Origin of the sequence: Fuscovulum ytuae (assembly GCF_029953595.1) — a bacterium.
Taxonomy (GTDB): domain Bacteria; phylum Pseudomonadota; class Alphaproteobacteria; order Rhodobacterales; family Rhodobacteraceae; genus Paragemmobacter; species Paragemmobacter ytuae.
The window spans coordinates 2,496,318-2,520,000 of record NZ_CP124535.1 but is presented as its reverse complement, the minus strand read 5'-3'; the positions used below and the strand labels follow the sequence as shown (position 1 = coordinate 2,520,000).

At 62.8% G+C, this 23,683-nt stretch carries 20 protein-coding genes, 1 tRNA gene and 2 rRNA genes (1 of these 23 running past the window's edge); 13 read left to right on the top strand and 10 right to left on the bottom strand.

What is annotated here, in order from left to right; genetic code table 11:
• From QF092_RS12160 to QF092_RS12150, 3 genes are all read left to right on the top strand, one after another.
• Positions 1-822: ribosomal RNA gene (locus tag QF092_RS12160) — 23S ribosomal RNA — on the top strand; it begins 2,010 nt to the left of the window's first position.
• Between the two features lie 103 nt (positions 823-925).
• Positions 926-1,040: ribosomal RNA gene (rrf, locus tag QF092_RS12155) — 5S ribosomal RNA — on the top strand.
• 60 nt (positions 1,041-1,100) lie between these two features.
• Positions 1,101-1,177: transfer RNA gene (locus tag QF092_RS12150), tRNA-Met, on the top strand.
• Here the strand turns inward: QF092_RS12150 and QF092_RS19990 are convergent.
• The 5 genes from QF092_RS19990 to QF092_RS12125 all read right to left on the bottom strand — a co-directional run bounded on the left by QF092_RS19990 (position 1,134) and on the right by QF092_RS12125 (position 9,063).
• Entirely contained in the window at positions 1,134-2,774 is a 1,641-nt protein-coding gene (locus QF092_RS19990; protein ID WP_420026542.1) for a recombinase family protein, read from the bottom strand. The genes QF092_RS12150 and QF092_RS19990 overlap by 44 nt on opposite strands.
• Complete coding sequence (locus tag QF092_RS12135; protein WP_281464167.1) at positions 2,774-3,937, bottom strand: tyrosine-type recombinase/integrase; 1,164 nt, start codon at positions 3,935-3,937, stop codon at positions 2,774-2,776. Before QF092_RS12135 ends, QF092_RS19990 begins: the two co-directional genes overlap by 1 nt.
• The gene (locus tag QF092_RS12130) at positions 3,934-5,850 is read right to left on the bottom strand and encodes a tyrosine-type recombinase/integrase (protein WP_281464166.1); all 1,917 of its coding nucleotides are present in this window, start codon (positions 5,848-5,850) and stop codon (positions 3,934-3,936) included. The genes QF092_RS12135 and QF092_RS12130 overlap by 4 nt, the downstream gene beginning before the upstream one ends.
• A gap of 165 nt (positions 5,851-6,015) precedes the next feature.
• Positions 6,016-6,234, bottom strand: coding sequence for a helix-turn-helix domain-containing protein (locus QF092_RS19985; protein WP_420026456.1), 219 nt, complete (start codon positions 6,232-6,234; stop codon positions 6,016-6,018).
• Positions 6,235-7,623: 1,389 nt separating this feature from the next.
• Positions 7,624-9,063 (bottom strand): IS1182 family transposase, encoded by a 1,440-nt coding sequence (locus tag QF092_RS12125; protein ID WP_281464165.1) that lies wholly within the window; start codon positions 9,061-9,063, stop codon positions 7,624-7,626.
• Between the two features lie 1,285 nt (positions 9,064-10,348).
• On the opposite strand from QF092_RS12125, the gene QF092_RS12120 reads away from it, so the two are divergent.
• From QF092_RS12120 to QF092_RS12100, 5 genes are read left to right on the top strand one after another with little or no spacing between them, the layout of a single operon-like run.
• Entirely contained in the window at positions 10,349-11,032 is a 684-nt protein-coding gene (locus QF092_RS12120) for a GntR family transcriptional regulator (RefSeq protein ID WP_281464164.1), read from the top strand.
• The gene (locus QF092_RS12115) at positions 11,029-11,823 is read left to right on the top strand and encodes a sugar phosphate isomerase/epimerase family protein (RefSeq protein ID WP_281464163.1); all 795 of its coding nucleotides are present in this window, start codon (positions 11,029-11,031) and stop codon (positions 11,821-11,823) included. The genes QF092_RS12120 and QF092_RS12115 overlap by 4 nt, the downstream gene beginning before the upstream one ends.
• A complete protein-coding gene (gene aroQ / locus QF092_RS12110; RefSeq protein WP_281464162.1) occupies positions 11,820-12,254 on the top strand; it encodes a type II 3-dehydroquinate dehydratase in 435 nt (144 codons plus the stop codon). Before QF092_RS12115 ends, aroQ begins: the two co-directional genes overlap by 4 nt.
• Before the next feature lie 3 nt (positions 12,255-12,257).
• Entirely contained in the window at positions 12,258-13,151 is an 894-nt protein-coding gene (locus tag QF092_RS12105) for a dioxygenase family protein (protein ID WP_281464161.1), read from the top strand.
• Positions 13,152-13,158: 7 nt separating this feature from the next.
• Positions 13,159-13,941, top strand: a complete 783-nt coding sequence (locus tag QF092_RS12100) for a fumarylacetoacetate hydrolase family protein (RefSeq protein ID WP_281464160.1) — start codon at positions 13,159-13,161, stop codon at positions 13,939-13,941.
• Between the two features lie 17 nt (positions 13,942-13,958).
• Here QF092_RS12100 and QF092_RS12095 read toward each other — a convergent pair whose 3' ends face one another.
• Positions 13,959-14,357 (bottom strand): winged helix-turn-helix transcriptional regulator, encoded by a 399-nt coding sequence (locus QF092_RS12095; protein WP_281464159.1) that lies wholly within the window; start codon positions 14,355-14,357, stop codon positions 13,959-13,961.
• A gap of 125 nt (positions 14,358-14,482) precedes the next feature.
• On the opposite strand from QF092_RS12095, the gene QF092_RS12090 reads away from it, so the two are divergent.
• The gene (locus QF092_RS12090; RefSeq protein WP_281464158.1) at positions 14,483-15,334 is read left to right on the top strand and encodes an NAD(P)H-binding protein; all 852 of its coding nucleotides are present in this window, start codon (positions 14,483-14,485) and stop codon (positions 15,332-15,334) included.
• A gap of 42 nt (positions 15,335-15,376) precedes the next feature.
• Here the strand turns inward: QF092_RS12090 and QF092_RS12085 are convergent, their stop codons facing one another.
• From QF092_RS12085 to QF092_RS12075, 3 genes are read right to left on the bottom strand one after another with little or no spacing between them, the layout of a single operon-like run.
• Entirely contained in the window at positions 15,377-17,257 is a 1,881-nt protein-coding gene (locus tag QF092_RS12085; protein ID WP_281464157.1) for a bifunctional sugar phosphate isomerase/epimerase/4-hydroxyphenylpyruvate dioxygenase family protein, read from the bottom strand.
• A gap of 13 nt (positions 17,258-17,270) precedes the next feature.
• Positions 17,271-18,194 carry an AEC family transporter gene (locus tag QF092_RS12080; protein ID WP_281464156.1) on the bottom strand — a complete coding sequence of 308 codons (924 nt, stop codon included), beginning with the start codon at positions 18,192-18,194 and terminating at the stop codon, positions 17,271-17,273.
• Positions 18,195-18,218: 24 nt separating this feature from the next.
• The gene (locus QF092_RS12075; protein ID WP_281464155.1) at positions 18,219-18,983 is read right to left on the bottom strand and encodes an HpcH/HpaI aldolase family protein; all 765 of its coding nucleotides are present in this window, start codon (positions 18,981-18,983) and stop codon (positions 18,219-18,221) included.
• Between the two features lie 262 nt (positions 18,984-19,245).
• Between QF092_RS12075 and dctP the strand changes: the two genes are divergently transcribed.
• From dctP to QF092_RS12055, 4 genes are read left to right on the top strand one after another with little or no spacing between them, the layout of a single operon-like run.
• Positions 19,246-20,244 carry a TRAP transporter substrate-binding protein DctP gene (dctP, locus tag QF092_RS12070; RefSeq protein ID WP_281464154.1) on the top strand — a complete coding sequence of 333 codons (999 nt, stop codon included), beginning with the start codon at positions 19,246-19,248 and terminating at the stop codon, positions 20,242-20,244.
• Positions 20,244-20,747: a TRAP transporter small permease gene (locus tag QF092_RS12065; protein WP_281464153.1), complete on the top strand. Its 504-nt coding sequence runs from the start codon at positions 20,244-20,246 to the stop codon at positions 20,745-20,747. The genes dctP and QF092_RS12065 overlap by 1 nt, the downstream gene beginning before the upstream one ends.
• A 12-nt stretch (positions 20,748-20,759) precedes the next feature.
• The gene (locus QF092_RS12060; protein ID WP_281464152.1) at positions 20,760-22,055 is read left to right on the top strand and encodes a TRAP transporter large permease; all 1,296 of its coding nucleotides are present in this window, start codon (positions 20,760-20,762) and stop codon (positions 22,053-22,055) included.
• On the top strand, positions 22,052-22,909 hold the full coding sequence (locus QF092_RS12055) for a shikimate dehydrogenase family protein (RefSeq protein WP_281464151.1): 858 nt from the start codon (positions 22,052-22,054) through the stop codon (positions 22,907-22,909). Before QF092_RS12060 ends, QF092_RS12055 begins: the two co-directional genes overlap by 4 nt.
• Before the next feature lie 7 nt (positions 22,910-22,916).
• Here the strand turns inward: QF092_RS12055 and QF092_RS12050 are convergent, their stop codons facing one another.
• Positions 22,917-23,567, bottom strand: a complete 651-nt coding sequence (locus QF092_RS12050) for a GntR family transcriptional regulator (RefSeq protein WP_281464150.1) — start codon at positions 23,565-23,567, stop codon at positions 22,917-22,919.
• Between the last annotated feature and the right edge of the window lie 116 nt (positions 23,568-23,683).

The following is a 23,683-nucleotide window of genomic DNA, read 5'->3' as shown; positions in this document are numbered from 1 at the left end:
CATGAACCTTTACTCCAGCTTTGCACTGGCATCAGGATTGTGATGTGCAGGATAGGTGGTAGGCATCGAAGCAGGGACGCCAGTCTCTGTGGAGCCTCCCTTGAGATACCACCCTTCGCACTCTTGATGTCTAACCGCGGCCCGTTATCCGGGTCCGGGACCATGCATGGTGGGGAGTTTGACTGGGGCGGTCGCCTCCCAAACAGTAACGGAGGCGCGCGAAGGTTGGCTCAGAGCGGTCGGAAATCGCTCGTTGAGTGCAATGGCAGAAGCCAGCCTGACTGCAAGACTGACAAGTCGAGCAGAGACGAAAGTCGGCCATAGTGATCCGGTGGTCCCAAGTGGGAGGGCCATCGCTCAACGGATAAAAGGTACTCTGGGGATAACAGGCTGATGATGCCCAAGAGTCCATATCGACGGCATCGTTTGGCACCTCGATGTCGGCTCATCTCATCCTGGGGCTGGAGCAGGTCCCAAGGGTATGGCTGTTCGCCATTTAAAGAGGTACGTGAGCTGGGTTTAGAACGTCGTGAGACAGTTCGGTCCCTATCTGCCGTGGGTGTAGGAGACTTGAGAAGAGTTGCCCCTAGTACGAGAGGACCGGGGTGAACGATCCACTGGTGGACCTGTTGTCGTGCCAACGGCAGTGCAGGGTAGCTATGATCGGACAGGATAACCGCTGAAGGCATCTAAGCGGGAAGCCCCCTTCAAAACAAGGTCTCCCTTGAGGGCCGTGGAAGACCACCACGTCGATAGGCCGGAGGTGTAAGCGCAGCAATGCGTTCAGCTGACCGGTACTAATTGCCCGATAGGCTTGATTTGATCCAGAAACAGCAAGGCTGTTCCTGAAACTCAAAAGCAATCTTGGAACAAATACTGATGTAAGGGGCGTGAAACAAAAACACGCCCCGTGCTCCTTCCTCGGTTTGGTGGTCATAGCACGAGCAAAACACCCGGTCCCATCCCGAACCCGGCCGTTAAGTGCCGTCGCGCCAATGGTACTGCGTCCTAAGACGTGGGAGAGTAGGTCACCGCCAAACCTAGAAAGAAGCACAAATCCCTCAACGATTCCAAAAACCAACCAAGTCAGACAAAAATGGCGCGGGGTGGAGCAGCCCGGTAGCTCGTCAGGCTCATAACCTGAAGGCCGCAGGTTCAAATCCTGCCCCCGCAACCAAAAAGACCCTACCAAAGCCACCGTCCGCGGTGGCTTTTGCATTTGTGGCCCCCAGCGCGAAATCCAGAATCGATGCCAAGGCGCCATAGAGCGTCACGTTTGCCTGTCCGCGCTTTGCACCAGGTGCGACTTCGATGCGTTCCACGAGGCTGCGGACGATCTCCATGGCCTGCGGGCGGCACGCTTCGTCCAAAAGCAGCTGGCTCATCTCATGAACTTTGCGGCGGTAAAGATCCCCGAGGTTCGGAAGGATCTCAAGGTTGGGCGCCGGATGGGTCTGGCTGAGTTGCCGCTCCAGGTCGCGCTTTCTGGCTTCAAGTTCCGTAAGCTTACCACGAATACTGCCGGGATCGCCATCACCTTCCAGAATGAAGGCCAGGGCGCGGTCGATGCTGCGCGTGACCTTCTCCAACTCCTTTTGGAGGGCAGGGCGGTTGTCAGTCCGGCTTTTGCGTTGTCGCTCCACCTCTTCCCGGAAACTTGCGGCGAAGCCGGCGATCAGGTCGTCGCGTCCGAGCAGGATCTGTTGCAGGGCGGAGAGGATGCGGGCTTCGAGGTCGGCTGCGCTAATGCTGACCGGGCAGGCGCAGGTGCCACGTTCGCGGCGGGCCGAGCAAGAGTAGCGCTCGCGATTGACGATGGTCATGGCACCCCCGCAGCCTGTGCAGCGGACGAGGCCGGAGAAGAGGCGCTTCTTGGTTTGGCGCTTGTTGCCGGCGCGGGAACTGAACTTGGCGCGCAGGCGCGCTGCGGCCTCCCAGGTGGCATCTTCGATGATGCGTAGGGCGGGAACGTCCTTGGTGACCCAGAAATGCTCCGGATTGGCACGCGATATCCGCTTGGCGGTGTCGGGGTCTTTGACGAAACGCTGACGGTTGTACGTGATCCGTCCGAGGTACAGTTCGTTGTTCAGGATGCCGTTCCTGCGCTGACGGCTGCCATTGATGGTGGAGGCGTTCCAAAGGCCGCCGCGCGGGCTTGGGATGCCTTGCCGGTTCAGGCTTGCCGCAATGGCGCGCGGCGGTTGACCCTCCGTATACTCTTGGAAGATCCGACGCACGATTGCGGCCTCTTCGGGATAGATCTCTCTCTCGCCCCGGATCAGGCTGCCGTCTTCGGCAATGCGGCGGATCATCCGGTAGCCATAGCTATTGCCGCCGGGGATGCGGCCGGCCTCCACTCGGCCGCGCTGGCCGCGTCGTGTCTTCTCGGCCAGATCCTTCAGAAAGAGCGCATTCATCGTGCCCTTGAGGCCGACGTGCAGTTCGTTGATCTCGCCCTCGGTCAGTGTGACCAGTTTGACGTCTGCGTGGTTCAGCCTCTTGAAAATCGCCGCCACGTCTTCCTGGTCGCGGCTGATCCGGTCCAGCGCTTCGGCGAACACCAGATCGATGCTGCGCGCACGGGCGGCATCCAACAGTGCCAGCATGCCGGGGCGCGTACGCAGGGCGCTGGCGCTGATGGCATAGTCGCTGAAGACCTCGATCACGTCATGACCCAGGCCTTCTGCACGTTCCCGGCAGAGCCGAACCTGATCATCGATCGACGCCGCCGACTGCAGGTCCGAGGAATAGCGGGCATAGATGGCAGCGCGCATCAGATATCCTTCCAAAGGTCATGGAATGGGGTGTCGGGGCCCTCCCCTGTGCTGTCCCGTGTGGTGGCCACTTCGTAGCTTGTCCGGCGGGACTGCGCTTCCGCGACCACCTCTTGCAGGTGCGCCCCGGCTTCCAGCATGGAGGCCTGTTCGTAATGGGAGAGTGTGGTGGACAGCTGGCTGTGTCCGAGGATCCGCGCGGCGGCCAAGACATAGTCGGGGCGCTCGGAGGTGATGGCGCTGGCGGCGCAGTCACGCAGGAGATGGGGGTTGAGCGGCGCGCCAAGAAGCCGTTCGGAGCATCGTGTGATGGCGTAATAGAGCGCGTGGGCGGTCATGGCTGTGCCGCGGGTCGAGACCCAGAGGGGGCCGCACAGCTGAGGCAGGCCATCAGGCGTGCAATCAGTGCCCCGCAGAAGCTTCGGCCGGATCACGCGGAGATACTGTGCAAAGGCCGTTTGGTAGTCTTCGTCGTCCGGCAGCGCGAAGGTCAAATGGGTTTTGTCTTTGGTGGCCTCCGGTCCAAAGGCCACGCGCCAGCGGCCGGCCTGGAAGCGGAGGGTCTCGCCGAGGGTGAGGGCGGCGAGGTTGCGCCGGCGGATCGGTGACCACACCAGAAACCCCAGCGCGAAGGCATCGCGGTAACGTGAGGCGGTCTCTATGGAAAGGGGCGTGGGGTCGGTGGTGATGCGGGTCATCTCTGCGGCACAAGCCTCCCAGATCTCCCCGGGCCGTTTGATGCGGCGGGCCTTGTTGCGCGAGGGCTGGGCGCGCTGCTGCAGGGTAGAAACCAGACTGCGCAGCAGCGACAGGTTAGCCTCCGGTTCCATGACTCTGACGGCCTCCATGAGATCGGTGACCCGGGAGGCAATCGAGACCGAGGCCAAGCCTTGGGCCTTGAGAAGCGCGACGTAGCGGCGCAGGTGATCTTCCGTGACCCGCGCTGCAGGCGCTGTCTCGGCCGCCAGTAGCCCAAGATCATGCAGCGCGCCCAGCCACTTGCTGTAGCCCTTCGCCACTTGACGGCGGGTCTCCTCGGCCCAATGCGCGGCCGCCCCGTCCGGATCGAAGATCGTGCCCTGGCGCAGGGCGGCCTTCCAGAGGCTGCGGTCTCCCTCGGGCCAGGCGTCCAAGGGCAGAGATGTCCGCACGACGGTGGTCATCGCTTGGCCCTTCCACCTTTACCCATCAGGCTCAGTGGCTCCAGAAACAGATCAGAGCCCAAGGGGCGGGCTGCGCCCCGGTTTGTACCCTGCGTTCCATTCTGCACGCGCGCGGCGCTGACAGGCGGCTTGGGGCCCTGCTTTGCCGCCTGTGGCATCCCACGTGCCACGCCCGATCGGCGGTGATCGGTGATGATGTCGGCGTAGAGTTCGACTGCCGCCTGTGTCTCGGCGCCGGCGTAATGGCTGTAGGTTGTGACCATCGACTTATGGCCCAGAAGCTTGCGCACCACTTCGTAAAAGCCTGGGCGCGCGTCGAGCAGAAGCTTGGCGGCCGCGTGGCGGAATTGGTGCGGCGTCAGCCGGATGGCCGCCTCTTCCCACAGCGTCTTCTCGATCTGCTTGCGCAGAGCGGCCTGATCCTTGGCTTTGCCCTCCCGACCGGGAAACAGGTAGGGATTGGACTTCGGCAAAAAGAGGCACCGCCAATCGGTGATGTAGCGGGCAACGCGCGCGCTGGTGGCCTCAGGCAAGAGGAACTCCAGCACCTGACTGTTCTTCACTTCAGCGGCCGGGATGACTAGGCGCAGCCGCCCGCCCTGTTGCCCGCCTTGCCAAACCAGGTGCTGATCAAGGCGCAGGTGGTTTAGGTTCTCGATCCGGATCGGCGCGAACTGCAAGATCTCGATCGCCACAGCAGATTGCACCAAAAGCTGGGCTTCTTGCCGCGGCGCCTTCTTCTCCACGGTCTTGGCCTTGGCCAGCGCGAGGTTCCAGAGGCGTTGCGGCAGCAGTAAGAACCGGTCAACCACGGCCGGGTCATCGAATTGTGCCATGGCGGTGATGTTCTTTGCGCTGAGGCCGACCTGCTGCTGCCGCAGCTTGGGCATCACCTCGGTGAAGAAGGCCGCCGTCTTCGGGGAGGGCGCGCGGTACTTCACCGCGTAGCAGCGCAGCGCCCAGGCGATCTCGCCGATGTGCTTGGAGGTCTGGTTCCCGTTGCGCCCCAAGAACCAGCGCAGGCCCTGCTTCACTAGATCAGGGGAAAGCAGCGCGTCGAAGGAGGCGGCCCCCCGCAGATCGACCCCGCTATGATGCAGGGCCGACAGATAGCGCCAGAGATGACCTTCGACGGCCGCCACGCTTTTGGGTCGGAAGGGTTTGGGCAGGCCCACGAACACATCGGTGCCGCGCAAATGCGCGAGATAGGCTGCAATGTCCACGCCCACCGCGGCGGAGACTTTGTCCGTGCCGATCCGGTAAAGGCGCTGCTCGTAACGGGGCACCTCAAGCCGGACCTGCGGCCAGCCAGAGGCCGCATGCTGATCCACCATCTTGTTCCAGACCCGGCACATCGACTGGTGGCGCGTCTTCGGGTTGGCGATCAGACTCTCGGCATCGATCGCGGCCAGGAACTGCACAGAGATCGCATCCGTCACCGCCTCCGGCGTGATGCCCTGCGCCGAGCAGAAGCGCATAAAGCGACTTAGCTCCGTCTTGGCATAGGTGTCCCCATCCAAGAGATCCCAGAGGCGCTGCCACTCCGCGCGGAAGGGGGCGGCGTAGGGCGCAAGCTTCGTCGATATCCCGGCCTCCCGCATCGCGGCCAGCACCAGGGAGCGGACATTCTGGATCCGCCGCGGCGAGACCGAAGCGGTGATGGCATGCACCCGTGCCAGCTTCTCGCGGATGTACTTCGCGGAGGCCGGCACATTCTCCTCGGGCAAGTTGAACCAACCCGCCAGTGTGCGGATGGCCGAGGCCATGTCGCGTCGGCGCAAGAGCGGGAGGTCATTGCGCGCCTCGATCCGTTGGCGCAGATCTGCGAAGTTCGGGATCACGGGATCATAGATCGGGGCAGAGGCCTTCATGGCATGTCTCCAGGTGGTGTCGTGAGGCAGGGTGATGGACAAGTCGCGCCACGTGAAGCCAAATCTGGCAGAAATCTACATATAGTGCAAATAACCCGAAAGTAATAGTGAAGATAACAACATGTAGATATGCACGACAGCCCGACATCGCCAGACACCCCGCGCCATGGCGCGCTAAACCCGGCCAAAAATGGGGATGCCCACAGCTCATCCGCCGCGTCGCTGGCGCGCGACGTAAGCCAGCAGCGCCTCTAGCTCGTAGCGGCGCTGGCCGCCGATCCGGACATGCGGCAGGGCGTCTGTGGTAGTCAGACGCGTCAGTGTTCGGGGCGAGACCGACAAAAACGCGGCCGCCTCAGCAGGGGTAAGGAGGCGGGTCGGCTTGGGCGGTGGCGGGGCAGGGGGGGTGGGGTCGGGCCTCGGCATCGGTTGGATCTCCGGCGAAAGGGGAACCCACCATGCTGTCGCCTCCCTTACGTAGGAACGCGCGTGCCGCCTGTCGGCCCAGCAGCCGAGCAAGGGCAAGCAGCGCCTCATTGGCAGGGGCGGCGTCCTTGGTTGGCGGCTGTTCCTGCATCCCGAGGGCCGAAGGCCGCTCGGTGCAATCACCGGTCGGGTGCAGGTCTGGCGACAAAGGGCGGGGATGGCGGGTCATGGCAGCCAGTCTGCCGCACGGCGCCAGCCCAAGAATGTTGGCGCATTCCCCCGCCAGAATTGCAGCCAAAAGTTGAAGTCCTCAGCGCAGGACCAGTAATTAGGGCTGCAGCTTCTTCGGCTTGCCTCGAAGTTCCGATCGATAGAGACTGCGAACCGCTTCCAAGCTGAGCGGTGTGCCAGCCTCCGCGACGGTGGTCCTCAGAACCTCCTCGAACGGGGTCGCGTAACCAGGGCCAGCAGCCGCTTGCGATGAGCTCAGCCCAGGCAACTTGCCTGTCGCGCGCTGATATACTCGTCCCACTTCAGCCATCAGCTCCCGGATCGCGGCATCATGTGACCGGCCAGGCTTCTCTCCAAGCCACCGTCGCGCTGCGCCAACTGCGTCTCGCAATGCCGCGAGATCAGACCCATTCTCCAGGTCCAGGTTAGCAATACTGGCACGCGGTGGGTCCGCCATTCGCAGCCGCATCTCGATGAAGGTTCGTCCCTCATTCGAAAGACCGGCCCAGTGCTTCGCAGCCGATCGCATGTTTGCTGTCCGGCCAAGGCTCCGGTGAAAGCCGTCAAGCTCATGGGCAACGGCCGGTGCGCCCTCCGATGTATGCCTAGCTTGCAATTGCCTTGCCCACTGGTACGTCTCAACGGCGCGGTCCAATGCGGCCGTGAAACGATCCATCTCTTCACCAGAAAGGCCGAGACGGTTCTCAAGAGCGGCAAGCGCTGGGGACATGGACGCATCTTCTAGATGTCAGATGGCCAATGATACGCCACAGCACCCCGTGGAAATAGTCGCATTGCGCGCAGGAACCCGGCATAATTGCCTGCGTCACACTGCACGTTAATTGCTTGCAGCGTTGCTCTTAGGTGGAAGGAGTGGCGCGCGGGGAACAAATTAGAGATCTGCACAAATTCTAAAACCCACTGTCCGCTTTCGACGAAGCAGACGTTTGCATCTGTAGCGAGCCCTGAGGGCCGGTGCCGGGCGTGAGAAGCAGCATCCGGCCGAGGCTGTATGGAAACTCGGTGGTGACGTTGGTCGCATAGGCGATCGGAGCATTTCCGGGGATCAGGTTCGCAATGAGCGCACATCGCGTTCACCACGCCTCTGGGGGATCTGACGGTTTCCGGTCGGCCCGATGTAGCTCAAGATGATGTAGATCAGCCCTGCATGGCCCGCATCAGCCCCCTGACGCCGAGCAGGGCGACCATTCGCTTGATGTTGTAGGCCAGCACGTTCAGCGCCATCTCGCTGCGGACGTTCTTCAGCCTGCGTGTCAGGAAATGGGTGCTGCCCATCCATGCCTTTATCGTGCCGAACGGGTGTTCGACCGTGCAGCGGCGGAGGGTCATGTAGTCTGGGTCGCGTCCCAGACGGCTCTCCATGTCGTCGACCAAATCTTCCCGCTCCCAGCGCGAAATCCGCCGCTCGTTGCCGGTCGTGCAATTGGTCCGGAGCGGGCAGGTCTTGCATCCGTTGATCCAATATCGCCGGATCGGGATGCCACGCTCCTCGGTCGTGTAGCGGTAGGTCAGGTCTTCGCCTGCAGGGCAGACATAGACATCCCGTTTGGTGTCGTAGACGAAGTCCGCCTTCACATACATGCCCTTGGCCGCATTGCCCGAGGTCGCGGGCCGTGGCACGGTCGTGGTGATGCCTGCCTCATGACAGGCCAGGATCTCGGGGCTGCTGAAATAGCCCTTGTCGGCGATGGCATGGAGCTTGTCCCGCCCAAGGGCGGCCTTGGCCGCGATGGCCATCGGGCTGAGCTGTTCGCGGTCGAAGCCCTGATTGGTGACCTCATGCGCGATGATGAGATGGGTCTCGGCATCGACTGCACTCTGCACGTTGTAGCCGACCATCCCGCTGTTCCGCGCGCTGGTCGCCATCGCGCGGGCGTCGGGGTCAGTCAGGGAAATCTGGCCATCCGGTGCGGCGGCCAAAGCCTTGTCCACCTCCCTGAGGCGCGCGATCTCCTGCCGGATGCGGCCATAGCGGCGGGACAGATGCTCGACCTTTCCGCCCCTTGCCTCGCCTTCCTCCTGCCGGTCGATGCGGACCATCTCGGTGATGTAACGTTCGACATCGGCTTCGAGATGGGCGATGCGGCTGGCGATCTTGCCCTTTGTGAAGTTCCTGTCGCGGTTGTTCACGGCCCTGAACTTGCTGCCGTCGATGGCGACGCAATCGCCCTTCAGGGTGCCAATCCGGCGGCAGAGCTCGACGAACTGCGCGCAGACCTTGCGGATGCCCGCGCCGTTGTCGCGCCGGAAATCCGCAATGGTCTTGTGATCCGGTACCAGCTTGCCGGTCAGCCACATGACCTCGACATTGCGCCCTGCCTCGCGCTCCAACCTGCGGCTCGACGGGATGCGGTTCAGGTATCCATAGATGAACAGCTTGAGCAGCATTGCTGGGTGATAGCCGGGCCGTCCAGTCCGTGCGGCGGCAGAGCGAACGAAACCGAGACGTTGCAGATCCAGTTCTTCGACGAAGAAATCCACGACGCGAACGAGGCTGTCCTCACCGATCCAGTCGTCCAGACGGTCCGGGAAAAGCACCGACTGGCCACGATCAACACCCTCGATGAAACCCGCCATGCCCGCCTCCGCCTGACCTGCGGAAGTCTACCACACAGAGCAGTTTCCACACAGCCTCGGCCCAAACCTGCCGTTCAGATTTTAATAATGCAGCTGAACTGCTCACAAGTTAACAGTCATTCGAAATACCCTACGGCTAATACTTGCTGCTATCGCATCGGTTTGGTCAGCCGGTTGTTGGACGAGGCTCCCGCAGGGCTATCTGAACGTCTTCGCAGGGATTGGCAGTGCGCGAGACTTTGATGCGGCTTGGAAGAGCTCTCGTTCTCTTCAACGACTGGCGCAGCTAACTGCGCTCCCAGGCATCAATCTGTCATGGCGAAAGCGATCATACCTGAATTATTGGAACCATTTTGGACCAGCAGCGATGATGCAATGCGATGTTCAGTCAATGAGCAAGTTCGTTTTTTTTCGCCGAAGTCGTTCCTTCATGCGCAGATCACCTTCCGCGGTTCCATCATGGCATGTCCCGAACCACCGATCGAACGGCAGAAGGCCAGACAGAGCGCGGTGGGCGGAGTGCGGACAGTTGCTCGTTCGACATGGAGTATCCTCCTTTCCACCGACCCACCCTTTCCCCGGACCACCCGGTCTTGCTGAGCTTACCACCAAAGGAAGTTCTGATCCGACCGTCTGACCGCAGTGGACGTTCAATCAAACCGATACATCCCTAACTTGACGGATGCGGTGACGAACGTCCCGGGGACGAAGCGGACGTTTGCAGCCGCGAACGGAACGGTTTCTGCGCCCTGAGCAGATGCGGAGTTCACGGCCCACACTGCCGTTCAGCACACGTAAGATCAACGGCAGCTTTGTGTACTTCTTGGGGGTGTCTTGTAACGACAGCGTCAAGAGGCGGTGCTGTCAGACATTTGCGGACCAGTCTCGGCAACTGCAGCGTCGATTTTCGGCCAGGCTGCGAGGGCAACGCTCCACTCGACTCCGGGAAAAAGACTTCGGTACTCGCGGTGACGTGCCGGACACGGAGGGCCTGGTCATTTGGAAAGGCCATTTGTCTTCCCACGTCAGCTCATACCTGGGTCCTACGACAACGCCTGATCCGAAGTTGGGCAGCAGAGGGGTGTGCAAGGTCAATTCCGAACAGAAAACCACCTAGCACGGAGTGCGGCAAGATCAGCTGTCGCCCAGGGAACTTGCTGACAATGAGAGAGTTAAAGCGATTTTTCCTTTGGAAATCGATTTTGTGACTATATCATCGGTTTTGGGCAGACTATCATGCAACCGGGGCAAACAAGCTCAAGATGGAATAGGTGACCAGCGGATAATGTCTGACGTGCGGGGGCGACCAACACTTGCGGCAACTGCAGAAGCTCAGCTGCGCCAGGACATCCTGCGCGGCGCTCTCTTGCCGGGTGAGAAACTGAACCTCGACCGGCTTCGGGAGAAGCTGGCCGTCGGGCTGTCTCCGTTGCGGGAGGCGGTGAACCGGCTGGTGACCGACGGGTTGATCCTGGCCGAGGCCCAGAAGGGCTACACGGTGACGCCGATCTCGCTGGCCAATCTAAACGAGGTTTGCGACCTGCGGCTAGAACTGGAGCCCTATGCACTGCGCCGGTCGATCGAGCGTGGCGGCCTGGACTGGGAGTCGGAGGTGATCGGTGCCTTGCACCGGCTGAAGCGGACAGAGCGGGTTGCGGGCGACCAGGCCAGCCGGGATGCCTGGGAAGCGGCGAACAACGCCTTTCATCTTGCACTTGTTGCCCGGTGCGACATGCCGATCCTCTTGAAGATGTATCACTCGCTGCAGGCGCTGAACGACCGCTACCGGCACATCTACCTTTCGGCGGCGGGGCAACAGCGAGATGTGACGGACGAACATATCGCCATCGCCGAAGCCGCCGTGCAGCGGCGCGCAGATGACGCCGTAGGCCTGTTGCGGTCGCACATCCGGGCATCGACCGACAATCTGCGTCGGCTGATCGCGCAGTCCCTGCCAGAGACGCCATGATGGCACTCGGCCTGGGGCATTTCACCTTTCTGCATCTGTCGCCAGCCCGGCTTGTTCGTCTGGCGCGGGAGGCCGGGTTCGGCCTTGTCGGGCTGCGCTTTCACCCGGTCGTGCCCGGACAGCTGCACTGGCTGCCGGTAGGGGAGGAGCTGGGCGAGCTTCGGCGCGTCATGAACGGCGAAGGCGTCCGCCTTTACGACGTCGAAACCGTGGTGATCGACACGACGCTGGACGTGCATGGACTTGTCCCGATGATGGACGCCGCGGCGGCCTTGGGCGGCGCAAGGATAAACACCTGCGCCGACTGGTTCGACGGGCTGGACGACACCTTCGCGACGATCTGCGATCTCGCCCGGGCACGGGGGCTGGGCGTTGATCTGGAGTGCATGGCCTGGCGCGGGATCAACTCTCCGGGGGCCTGTCTGGACCTGATCCGCCGCAGCGGGGCGCCGAATGCCGGATATCTGGTCGATGCGCTGCACCACATCCGTTGCGGCGGCAGCGCTGCGGATTTGGCGGCCACGCAATCGGGCGGGATCGTCTCGGCGCAACTGTGCGATGCGCTAGCGACCCCACCCGCGGATCGTGAGGCCATGATTGCCGAGGCGCGGGGCGGGCGACTGGTCCCCGGTGAGGGGGGCCTGCCGCTGCGGTCCCTAGTTGCCGCCTTGCCCCAGGGCACCACCATTTCCGTCGAGGTGCCGTCCGCCTCGGACCCGCGACCCGAACGCGACCGCGCCAAAGCGATCTTTCGTGCCACAGCCCGCCTTGTCGAGGATACCCACCCATGAAGACCATCCTGGTCCTGAACGGACCGAACCTGAACCTGCTCGGCAAACGCCAGCCGCAGATCTATGGCCATGAGACGCTGGAGGATGTCGCCCGCTTGTGTCGCGACGCTTGCGGCAGTGGATTTTCCATCGACCTGCAGCAGTCGAACCATGAGGGCCAATTGATCGACTGGATTCACGCCGCCCGCGAGACGACCTGTGGCATCGTGATCAATCCCGGCGCGCTGACCCATACCTCGATTGCGATCCTGGATGCGCTGAACACCTATGACCCGCCGGTGATCGAGGTTCACATCAGCCAGGTCCACAAGCGCGAGGCCTTCCGGCATCATTCTTTTGTCTCGCTGCGGGCGGATGCCGTGATCGCCGGGCTGGGGCTTGAAGGCTATGCGGCAGCCGTCCGACGCATCGTTTCCTTGGTAGGGGAGTGAGCGATGACGATCATCCCCAACCTCGACGCCGTAACCCCCGCTGTCCTGAAGGTGATGGAACAGACCACCGATCCGCGCCTGCGCGAGATCATGGTCAGCTTGATCACCCATCTGCATGGCTTCGTCCGCGACGTGCGCCTGACCGAGGCCGAGTTCCAGAAGGCGACCCGGATTCTGAACACGATGGGCCAGCAGACCACCGAAAAGCACAACGAGTTTGTCCTTATGGCGGGCTCGCTGGGTGTGTCCACGCTGGTCTGCCTGATGAACAACGGCGATAATGGCGCGACCGAGACGACGCAGTCCCTGCTTGGCCCGTTCTGGCGGATGAACCAGCCGCAGACCGAAAACGGCGGGTCGATCCTGCGGTCGCCTACGCCGGGACAACGCCTCTATGGTACGTTCACCTTCCTGGATCGTGACGGGCAGCCGATCGAGGATCTGGAGGTCGACATCTGGCATGCCTCGCCGGTCGGGCTCTACGAGAATCAGGATGAGGCCCAGGCAGAGTACAACCTGCGCGGCAAGTTCCGCACCGGGCCGGATGGAGTGGTGCGGTTCACCTCGGTCAAGCCGGTGGGCTATCCGATCCCGACGAACACGACGGTCGGGCAACTGTTGGCCGCGCAGAGCCGCCACCCGTACCGGCCAGCGCATATCCATTTGCTGGCGCACAAGGTGGGGTTCAAGACGCTGATCAACCAGACCTATGTCGACGAGACTGACTATTTGACCTCGGATGTCCAGTTCGGCGTGACGGCGGCATTGATCGGCAAGCTTGAACGCCATTCCGGTCCGCACCCAATCGACGGGGACATCGGGGACTGGTTCACGCTGGTCCATACACTTGTCCTTGAACCGGGCATCTCGACCCTTCCCGTTCCCCCGATCAAGTGAGGCATTGATGCTGACCGAAACCGAACGGCAACTGGTTGCCGACACGATCCTTGCCGCCGAAGACAGCCGCAAGGTCTGCCCGCAGCCGTCGAAGACCTGGCCAGAGATGACGCTTGAGGACGCATATGACGTGCAGCGCCGCTGGGCCGACGCGCGGACCCGGCGTGGGGCCAAGATCATCGGCCGCAAGATCGGCCTGACCAGCCGGGCGATGCAGCAGGCGTCGAAGATGACCGAGCCGGACTACGGCGTAATGCTGGATGACGCGCTCTATCGCGACGGAGCCCGGATCGCTGCGGGGACCTTCATCAAGCCGCGGCTTGAAGTGGAACTGGCCTTCGTGATGGGGCAGGATCTGCAAGGCGCGGGCTGCCAGATTCATGACGTGCTGCGCGCGACCGAGTTCGTGACCCCGGCGCTGGAGATTATCGACTACCGCACCGAGGTGCCGCGCCAGATCGTCGATACCATCGCCGACAACGCTGCGTTTGGGGCCACCGTTCTGGGCGGACGGACGATCCGGCCCTTTGACGTGGATCTGCGCTGGGTCGGCGCGACGCTCAGCCAGAATGGCACGATCGAGGAAACCGGGTTGGCGGCCGGCATCATGGGGCATCCGGCGGCGGGTCTGGCCTGGCTGGTGAACAAGCTGTCAGCGCAGGGGGATGGGCTGAAGAAGGGTGATATCGTGCTGGGCGGGTCCTTCACCCGGCCGGTCGATATCCGGTCGGGCGACGTGATCCACGCCGACTATGGCCCGCTTGGGGGGATCGGGGTCAGTTTCGCCTGACCCTTTGTGAATCCGGGTCAGTCGGTGGAACTCGCGTCGAATGCCGCCCGCGCGGCCTCGATATTGGCCTGCTGTCCGCGTGCCCAGATGGCCAGCGCATATAGCGGCTCCGTCAGGGAGTGGCCGACGGCGGTCAGTTCGTAATCGACGCGGGGCGGGATCGTGGCAAAGGCAGTGCGCTTCACCAGACCGTCCCGCTCAAGCCCGCGCAGGGTCATCGTCAGCATCCGATGTGACAGGCCGGGGATTTCCCGCTGCAGCGCGTTGAACCGCATCGGGCCGTGCGACAGGACGCCCACGACCATGATCGTCCATTTGTCGCCTATCCGGTCTAGGACCTGACCCAGCGCCTTGCAGTTCGCGGCACCCTCCTGCGCCTGATCTGGCGTCACCAGTCTGAGCTTTGGCTTGGTCACGGGTACCTCACTTATTCTGCACGCACAGAAAGGTGCGTGGGGATCATTCACGTGCGTTCTTGCACGAAGTTGTGGTTACGATCATATCGCCACGAACTAAATGTTCGTGAAAAAGGATGCAACCCATGAAGATCGGTATCAGTGGCGCAAGCGGCCAGCTTGGCCAGGCAGTGGTTAAGGAACTGGTCGCCCGTGGCGGCGGGCATGAGCTGGTGGCGATCTCGCGCACGCCGCGCCCGGCCACTGGGATCGAGGGGCGTCCCGGCGACTATGACCGGCCCGAAAGCCTCGCCGCCGCCTATGGCGGTCTGGATCGCCTTCTCCTGATTCCGTCCAGCGATCTGCGTTCCGGGGTGCGGGGCGGGCAGATGGCGGTGGCCATCAAGGCGGCGGTCACGGCCGGGGTGGGCCACATCGTGCTGATGTCGGCGGCAGGAACCCGGGCGCAGGCGGAGCCCGCCATTGGCGCATCCTATTGGACGGCCGAGCAAACCCTGATCATGACCGCACCGGTCTGGACGATCCTCCGGATGAACTACTATGCCGAGGCGCTGGCGCAGGAAGCGCAGATGTCGGCGGCCTCTGGCATGCTGACCGGCCTGTCGGAAAATCGCGTGGCCTTCGTCTCACGCGATGACATCGCGGCGGCAGCGGCGGGGATCTTGACCGGCGATGGACATGCGGGCGCGATCTACAACGCAACGGGACCAGCCGCCCTGGCCGGTGCGGAACGGGCAGCGCTGATTGCCGAAGTGGGTGGCTTCCCCCTTGGTTTCGTGACCCTCCCCGAGGCTGCGCTCGCCGACGGCATGGCGCAGATGGGCCTGCCCGAGCATGTCATCAACGCCGTCATCGGCATCCAGCGCGACTTCTCGAACGGGGCTTTCGACATCGTCACGGGCGATATCGCAAAGTTGGCGGGCCGCCCGCCACGGACGTTGCGCGAGGTGCTGACCGAGTTGCTCTCTGCTACCTAAACTAGGGACTGACGCACAGAATGCCCGTCCCCGGGCGCATGGTCAGAACTTCGGCAACCCTGGCGGGCGCGTCGCGCGTTTCTGGGCTGCAATTCGGAACGGAGCATTGGCAGCACCGTAGCCGTCATAGTTGCCCTGGCGCTGGACGAACTCGAAGAACAGGCCTTCGGGGCGGCTGCGGGAATAGACCTGGAAGAACTGTCCGCCCGCGTCTTCGTCATACAGCACGTTCAGCGGCTTCATCCGGGCAACCAACGTGTCCGGCAGGCCGAAGCGGGCGGCGACATCGTCAAAGTAGTTTTCGCCAATCTTCAGGATCGGGAAGCCACGGGCTGCCAGTGCCTCGGCCGTGGCGAAGATGTCGTTGGTCGCAAAGGCGATGTGCTGGACCGAGGCACCGAAGCCTTCCTCGACAAAACGCCCGACCAGCGTCCGGCGGGCCTCGGACCCGTTCAGCGTGACCCGCAGCGCCCCGGACTGCACCGCCTGCGACCGGACTAACCCGTCCGGGTCGGCCACGTCGACCATCGGGGCCTTCGCCGCATCGAACATCGCGTGGTAAAACAGCGACCAGCTGAGCATCTCGTCATGCGCCATGGTCTGGCCGATATGGTCGATGCCGGTGAGGCCGACACCTGCGTCAGCGGCCGCGGCTTCGGCGAAATCCGCCTTCCAGATGCGCGACAGGGTCGGGCCGTCATCCAGAAGCCGCAGTACGCTGCCACCGACGCCGCGGACGGCTGGGATCGACAGTTCCCCGGGCGGCACGTCCTCGGCGTGAGGGGTCACATGGAGTGCCCTGGCCCGGTCCAGGGCGGCCTCTGCATCAGGGACCTTCAGGGCTATCTCGGATACGGTCGTGCCGCGCACGACATAGGTGGAATGGGCAAATCCGGTGGATTCCATATTGACCAGCACGTTGACCCCACCCTGCCGCCAGCGTGTCACCGACTTGGAGACATGGCGGGCAACAGGGGTGAAGCCGGCACCGGAAAGGAAGGTGGAAAGGTCCGGTTCTTCCTTTTTGGAGGTCACGAATTCGACGAACTCGACGCCCTTGATCGGCGCGGGCGCCGGGAAATCTGGCAAGGCTGAAGGCAGCGCCGGTTCCTGCCGGCGCACCCTGTCCATCAGATCGACCAGCGACCGGTAGCCGTCCAGCGCCACCAGACGCGGCAGGCCCGCGCGGAACTGGTCGTTGAAGATTTCAAGGCTCAGCGGCCCGGCATAGCCGGTGGCCGTGACCGCGCGCATGAAGCCGGTGACGTCCAGATCGCCCTCGCCCGGCATGTTGCGGAAGTGGCGCGACCAGTACAGCAGATCCATCGGTATGGCGGGCGCATCGGCCAACTGGACAAAGAAGATGCGGTCACCGGGGATCGACCGGATCGATTGCAGGCTGATGCCCCGGCCAAGGGTGTGAAAGCTGTCGAGGATCAGGCCGATGTTCGGGTGATCGGCACGTCGCACCACCTCCCAGGCGTCGCGGTGGTCATTGACGTGGCGGCCCCAAGCCAGCGCCTCGAACCCGACTCGGATGCCATGCTGGGCGGCAACTTCGCCAAGATCACGGAAATCCTGCGCCATACGGTCGATGCCGCCTATCGCGGCGGGGTGGACAGAGGAGCAGACCAGCACGAGGTCCGTGCCAAGCTGGTTCATCAGGTCGAACTTGCGCTGGGCCCGGGCAAAGGCGCGGCTTCGGTGCGGCTCGGGCAGGCCTTCGAAGTCGCGGAACGGCTGGAAGAGGGTGATCGTCAGCCCGTGGTCTGCGACCATGCGTCCTACATCGCGGGGCGACATGTCCGACGCTATGAAGTCCTGCTCGAATATCTCGATCCCGTCGAAGCCAGCTGCGGCAACGGCTTCCAGCTTTTCGGGCAGGGTGCCGGCGATTGAGACAGTAGCGATGGAGGTTCTCATGGGCAATCTCCGGTCACGCAGGGGATGAAGTCAGCCAAAGGATGGCCGAAACGGTGAGGAAGGACAGCACGGTGGTCAGGATTAGGGCCGAAGCGGCGAAGCTTTCGGCACCCCAGCGCTGGCCAAACAGGGCGTATATCGACATCATCGGGACACTGGCAAATAGGACACCGGCGAGGACAAGGTCCTGCGGCAGGCTCCCACTGAGGGTCAGCGCAACAAGCACAGCCAGGGGATGCAGGACCAGCTTGCCCGCCACAACTGCCGCCACCGGTCCCTTGATCGGGGCAAAAGACAGGGCGGCCACGATCCCCCCGACGGCCACCAGAGCGACCGGCGGGCCGACGGGCGCGAGGATCTCCAGCGTCCGCTCCATTGCTCCTGGCAGGGCCAGGCCCGAGGCGGACAGTGCCAGCGCGGCGACCACGGCGATCAGGATCGGGTTCGACAGCACGGGGCGCAGGGTGTTTTGCAGGAGCGATTGTCCCCTCCCGCCGTCGGCCAGCAACATCGCAAGCGGGATCATCACCACGTTTTCGACCAGCATCGCCATCGCCAGCGCTTGCACAGCCACATCGCCCAAGACCATGGCGACGATGGGAAAACCCATGAAGCCGCTGTTGGACGAGGACATGCCTAACCCTTGCAGCACCGCGACCTGTCGGGACTGTCGCAGGACCTTCGCCGCGAAGAGGGTGCCCACCGCGAAGATGGTGAGCGATCCCGCGAGATAGCCGACGACGAAGTCCCAGCGCATCGCCTCGGCCACGGGGACGCGGCTGATGTTCACGAACAGGGTCGCGGGGATGAAGATCCCGATCACTACCCTGCCGAGCGCCCGGATGTCCTCGACGCTGACCAGTCCGCCCTTCACCACCGCAAAGCCAAGCGCGATGATCAGGTAAATCGGAAAGGTGATCGCAAGAACCTCTACCATGCGCCCCCCTTGCGCCGGATGCCGTCAGCCCTTCCACTGCCGCGCCAGCGCGCGCGCCCCTCGCAGCAGGATCGCCTGGTCCACATCGACAGCGGTAAAGACCGACCCCGCAGCCACCGCCTGTTTCAGAAGGTCAGGGTCCAGTGACAGGATGCCCGCGGGCTTACCGGCCGCGCGGACGCGGCGGATTGCCTCAAGGATCGCGGCCTTCACCTCAGGCGCGCCGGTGTCGCCCGGAAAGCCCATGCTGGCGGCGAGGTCGGCGGGGCCGACAAAGATGCCGTCTACACCTGGCACGGCTGCGATGGATTCGATGTTCGTCAACGCCTCGGCGGTTTCGACCTGCACTAGCAGACATATCTCGTCATTGGCACGGGCGATGTAGCGGTCCACCGCGCCATAGCGGCTGGCGCGGGTGATCCCGGCCACGCCCCGCGTCCCATGTGGCGGATAACGGACGGCCGAGACCGCGCGCGCGGCCTCTTCGGCGTTCTGGATGTAGGGCACCAGAATCGACATCGCGCCGGCGTCTAGGATGCGCTTGATTTCCACCGCGTCGTTCCAGCCGGGGCGCACGATGGTCTGCGTCGGGTATGCCGCGGCCGCCTGCAGCATCGCCTTGACCGTGTCGAGACTGACCGTCGAATGTTCGGTGTCGATCAGCATCCAGTCAAAGCCGCAACCTGCCAGCGCCTCGGCATTGTCGGAACCGGCGATCGAGCACCAGATGCCGATCTGGGTCCGCCCTTCGCGCAAGGCCGCCTTGAACGTGTTTCGTGGCAAGTCCATGTCCCGCTTCCTTCCTGTCGGCAAATCAACCCCTCCCGTCCTGCTGTGCAGAACGCCGCGCCATCCAGGCGACGGTGCCGAATCGGGGATGTGCTGCAATTCATGAAAATCGATTATTCGGTAAAACTCCATAGAAATCGGATCAGTGAAGGATAATCATGCTTATAAGATAAACGGTAGACACGTAGGTCCTTTCCTGTCAAACTTTACGCATTGGCCCGAGGGAGAGGGCCGAAAAATCCGATGTCACAGGGAGGAAACCATGACATTCACCATCTCGCGCCGCGCATTGCTTTCGACTGCTGCCGCCTCCGCTCTGGTCCTTGCCGCAGGGGCCGCCGTGGCGCAGGACAAGATCCGCCTGCGCCTGTCCTCGGTGAACACCGAAACCGACAGCCGCGCCATCGGCCTGATCGAAAAGTTCGGCCCCGCCGTCGCCGAGTTCGCGTCATTCGAGCCGCATTGGAACGGAACGTTGTTCAAGCAGGGCACCGAGCTTGAGGCCATCGCGCGCGGCAACCTCGACATGTCCATCGCCTCCGCGCAGGAATTCTCCAGCTTCTTCCCGGAATTCTCGATCCTGACCGCAGGCTATGTCCACCAGTCGGCCGAACATCAGATCGCCGTGTTCAACGACCCGATCATGGACCCGCTGAAGGCAAAGGTCGAAGCCGAGCTTGGCGTGAAACTGCTGACGGTAATGTACCTTGGCAAGCGCCAGATCAACCTGAAGGGCGACAAAGAGATCAAGACCCCGGCCGACTTGGCGGGTGTCAAGCTGCGGATGCCCGGGTCGGACGCCTGGCAGTTCCTGGGGGGTGCCTTGGGCGCATCGCCCGTTCCGGTGGCCTTCGGCGAGCTTTACACCGCACTGCAGACCGGTGCCGTGGACGGGCAGGACAACCCGCTGCCGACCGTCATCGACAGCAAGTTCTACGAGGTTACCAACCAGATCGTGCTGACCTCGCATCTGGTCGACCTGAACTATCTGACGATCTCGAAGGCGGTCTGGGACGGAATGACGCCCGAACAGCAAACTGCGGTTCAGGCGGCTGCGGATGCGGCGGCGGAACATGCGCGCCAACTGCAGCTGAAGAAGGAAGAAGACGCAGTCGCCTTCCTGACCGAAAAGGGCATCAAGGTCTACGAGCCCGACGTGGCGGCCTTCCGCACCAAGGTTCAGGCCGACTACCTGGCTTCGGACTATGCCAAGGACTGGCCGGCCGGCATGCTGGACCGGATCAACGAACTGGCCAAGTAATGATGGCCCGCCTTCTGCCGGTTCTGGCGAAGGCGGCGGAAGGCGTGGCGGCGGGCATGCTCGCCGCCATCTTCGCCACTTTCATTCTGCAGATCGTCGCCCGCTACATCTTCGGCTGGTCGCTAGGCTGGACTATCGAGCTGTCGCTCAGCCTATGGCTCTGGCTGGTCCTGTTCACTTGTGCTTTCGTGTTGCGGGAACGAGACCATGTGAAATTTGACGTTCTGGTCACGTCCCTGCGCCCCGGGGCGCGACGGATCTGCGCCTTGCTGGCCTCGATCTCGATCTTTGCTGCGCTGCTGGCATCGGTGCCCGACAGCTGGGACTACGTGACCTTCTACAAGATCAAGAAATCGGCGGTCTTCCGCATTCCGCTGATCTGGGTTTTCTCAATCTACATCATCTTCCTTGTGGCAGTCATCGCACGTTACGGCTGGCGGATCGCAGCGATCCTTCGGGGTTACAATCCTGATCTCGACCAGCGCGACATCATGGCGGACTGACCGGAGAACGACATGAGCATGGCCTTTCTGATCTGTCTTGCTACACTGTTCTTCGTCGCAGCCATCGGCGCGCCCATCGGCTACTCTATGATGGTGGCCGCCATAGTATGGCTGGCCTGGACGGGGTCTGACCTCTCGCTCGCGGGCGAACAGCTGATCCAGTCGATCTATGACGGCTATATCCTTTTGGCCGTACCGCTGTTCATCGTAGCGGCGAACATCATGAACGCGGGGTCGATATCGGATCGGTTGCTCGATTTCTGCAATGCCGTCGTCGGGCGGTTCCGCGGAGGACTGGGCCATGTGAACATCGCTGTTTCGGTGATCTTCGCGGGAATGTCTGGATCGGCGGTGGCCGATGCCGCGGGACCGGGGAAAATGATCATCGGCATGATGACGAAGGACGGCCGCTATGCCCCTAGTTATGCTGCCGGCATCACCGCCGCCGCGGCGACCATCGGCCCGATCATTCCGCCCTCGATCCCGATGGTGATGTATGCGCTCGTTTCTGACACATCGATCGGCTTCCTCTTCCTTGCAGGCGTGGTTCCGGGTCTTCTGATGGCGCTGTCGCTTGCAGCGATGAACAGTGTCCTCGCCGGGCGGGCGGAAAGAATCCGCGAAACACCCGTCCCGATGCGCGAGATGCCGCGCCTGACCTTCCGCGCCTTCCCCGTCCTCATGTTGCCCGTGATCCTTCTGGGCGGAATCTACGGCGGCGCCATTACACCGACCGAGGCTGCCGCCTGTGCCGCGCTCTATGCCCTGCTTCTTTCCATGGTCGTGTACAGACAGCTTTCGCCCGCAGGCCTGTGGGGGGTCTTCACGGAAAGCGCAAGACAGGCGGCGACGGTGGGAATCGTCATCGGCTCGGCGCTCATCTTCAACTACATCGTTGCCTCGGAACGCATCCCCGAGGCACTTGCCGCCTGGCTGGAAGCGCGGGAGATCTCGAAGATTGAATTCCTCATCGGCCTTAACATCCTCCTCCTCGTGCTGGGCATGCTTCTGGACGGCGGCACGATCATCCTGGTCGTGATCCCTCTGTTCCTACCCACGGTGAAATCACTCGGGATCGATCCGGTGCATTTTGGCGTCTTCGCCGTGGTCAACACCATGTTGGGCTTGATCACACCGCCCTATGGCATCCTTATCTTCGTCATCAATGCCGTCACTGGCATTCCGATCAAGGACATCGTGCGCGGCATCGCGCCCTTCTTCGTAGCGTTGCTGGCAGCCTTGGTCATCCTTGTCGCATCGCCCGACCTGGTTCTCTATTTTCCACGTCTCTTTGGATATCAGGGATGAACACCACGTTTACCTCCACACGCACTTGGCGACTTGGCCTGATCGGAGGAAACATCGTCGCCTCCCGGTCACCGGTCCTGCATACGGTTTGCGCCCTGTCGGTCGGGGGCAACGCCAGCTACGACCTTTTGATCCCGGCTGAACATGGCAAGAGCTTTGCCAAAATGCTGGACCACTGCCGGGACACGGGTTTTCACGGCGTGAACGTCACCTACCCCCACAAGGAAGAAGCGGCGGCGCTGGTCCCTGCGGGCGATCCGGTCGTGGCTGCGATGGGGTCGTCGAACACGGTACGTTTTACGGCAGAGGGGCCGCGCGCCTTCAATACCGACTATTCCGGCTTTGTCGCGGCGTTCCGGGCGCGGTTTCCGGGCAAGACGCCGGGACGGGTGCTGGTGCTAGGCACCGGCGGCGTGGGGCGGGCGGTGGTCTTCGGGCTGGCGAGTCTTGGGGCTAGCGAGATCCTCCTTTATGACACCGACTTGGCCAAGGTCGTCTCGCTGGGTGCTGCGGTGCGCAAGCAGTTTCCGGAAACGGCTGTGCTGGCCACGGAAAAGGACAAGCTGACCGATCTTGCCGACATCACCGGTCTGGTGAACTGTACGCCGCTGGGCATGGTCGGGCGTCCGGGCTCTGCCCTTCCGGCGGGTGCCAGGGGCGCACCCGTCTGGGCCTTCGATGCCGTCTATACCCCCGACAAGACCGAATTCCGCGCCCAGACTCAAGCCTTGGGGGCCGCCTTCCTTTCAGGCTACGAACTTTATTTCCATCAGGGCGTGCAGGCCTTCCATATCTTCACCGGGGCCGAACCGGATGAGCCTTGGGTGCGCAGCATCATCACGTACACCCCGTAAGGGCCAGTCACACAGGCTCGCCCTGCGCGGCAAGCGCATGCGCGACACCGCCATCCACATGGCGTTCCAGCACCGCGCGGGCGGTGGCGAAGTCGCGGGCGAGGGCTGCATCCAGAAGCGCCTTGTGTTCACGCGCCGCGATGTCGCCCCGGAAGGTCAGGAAGATCATCTGATAGCGCAGGTACTTGTCGAAGACCGCCCGATGCACCGCCAGCAATTCCTCGGACCCGCAGGCCCCGATCAGCGTCTGGTGAAAGCCGAAGTCATAGCGCTTCCACTCGCTGCGGTCGGCGGCCTCACCCGCGATCAGCTGCTGCTCGATCCGGCTCAGCTTGTGGTGCGCGGCGACAACCTCGCTTTCCCAGGCCACGGTGCCCATCCGGAACGACAGTTCAAGCGCATGCACCTCGATCAGCTTGCGCAGGCTGGCCAGTTCCAGAAGGTTCGCCACAGAGATCGGCGCGACCGCAAAGCCGCGCTGGTCTTCGGACACCACCAGCCCCTCCGAGGCCAGCCGGTTCAGCACCTCGCGCAGGGTAGGGACGGACGCGCCATAGCGCGTGTGCAGCTCCTCAAGCCGCAGGCGCAGGCCGGGGGCAAGCGCGCCAAAGACGATATCGCCGCGGAGCTGGGCATAGGTAGTCTGGAACAGCGACATGGGGGGCGACCTTCTTCGATTCGCCGAATGAACGACGATTCTCATCACTTTCTGGTGCCCGCCAAGATTTCAGGAATCATCCATTTTTCCAAGCTGAACATTGTAAGGCGAAGGTT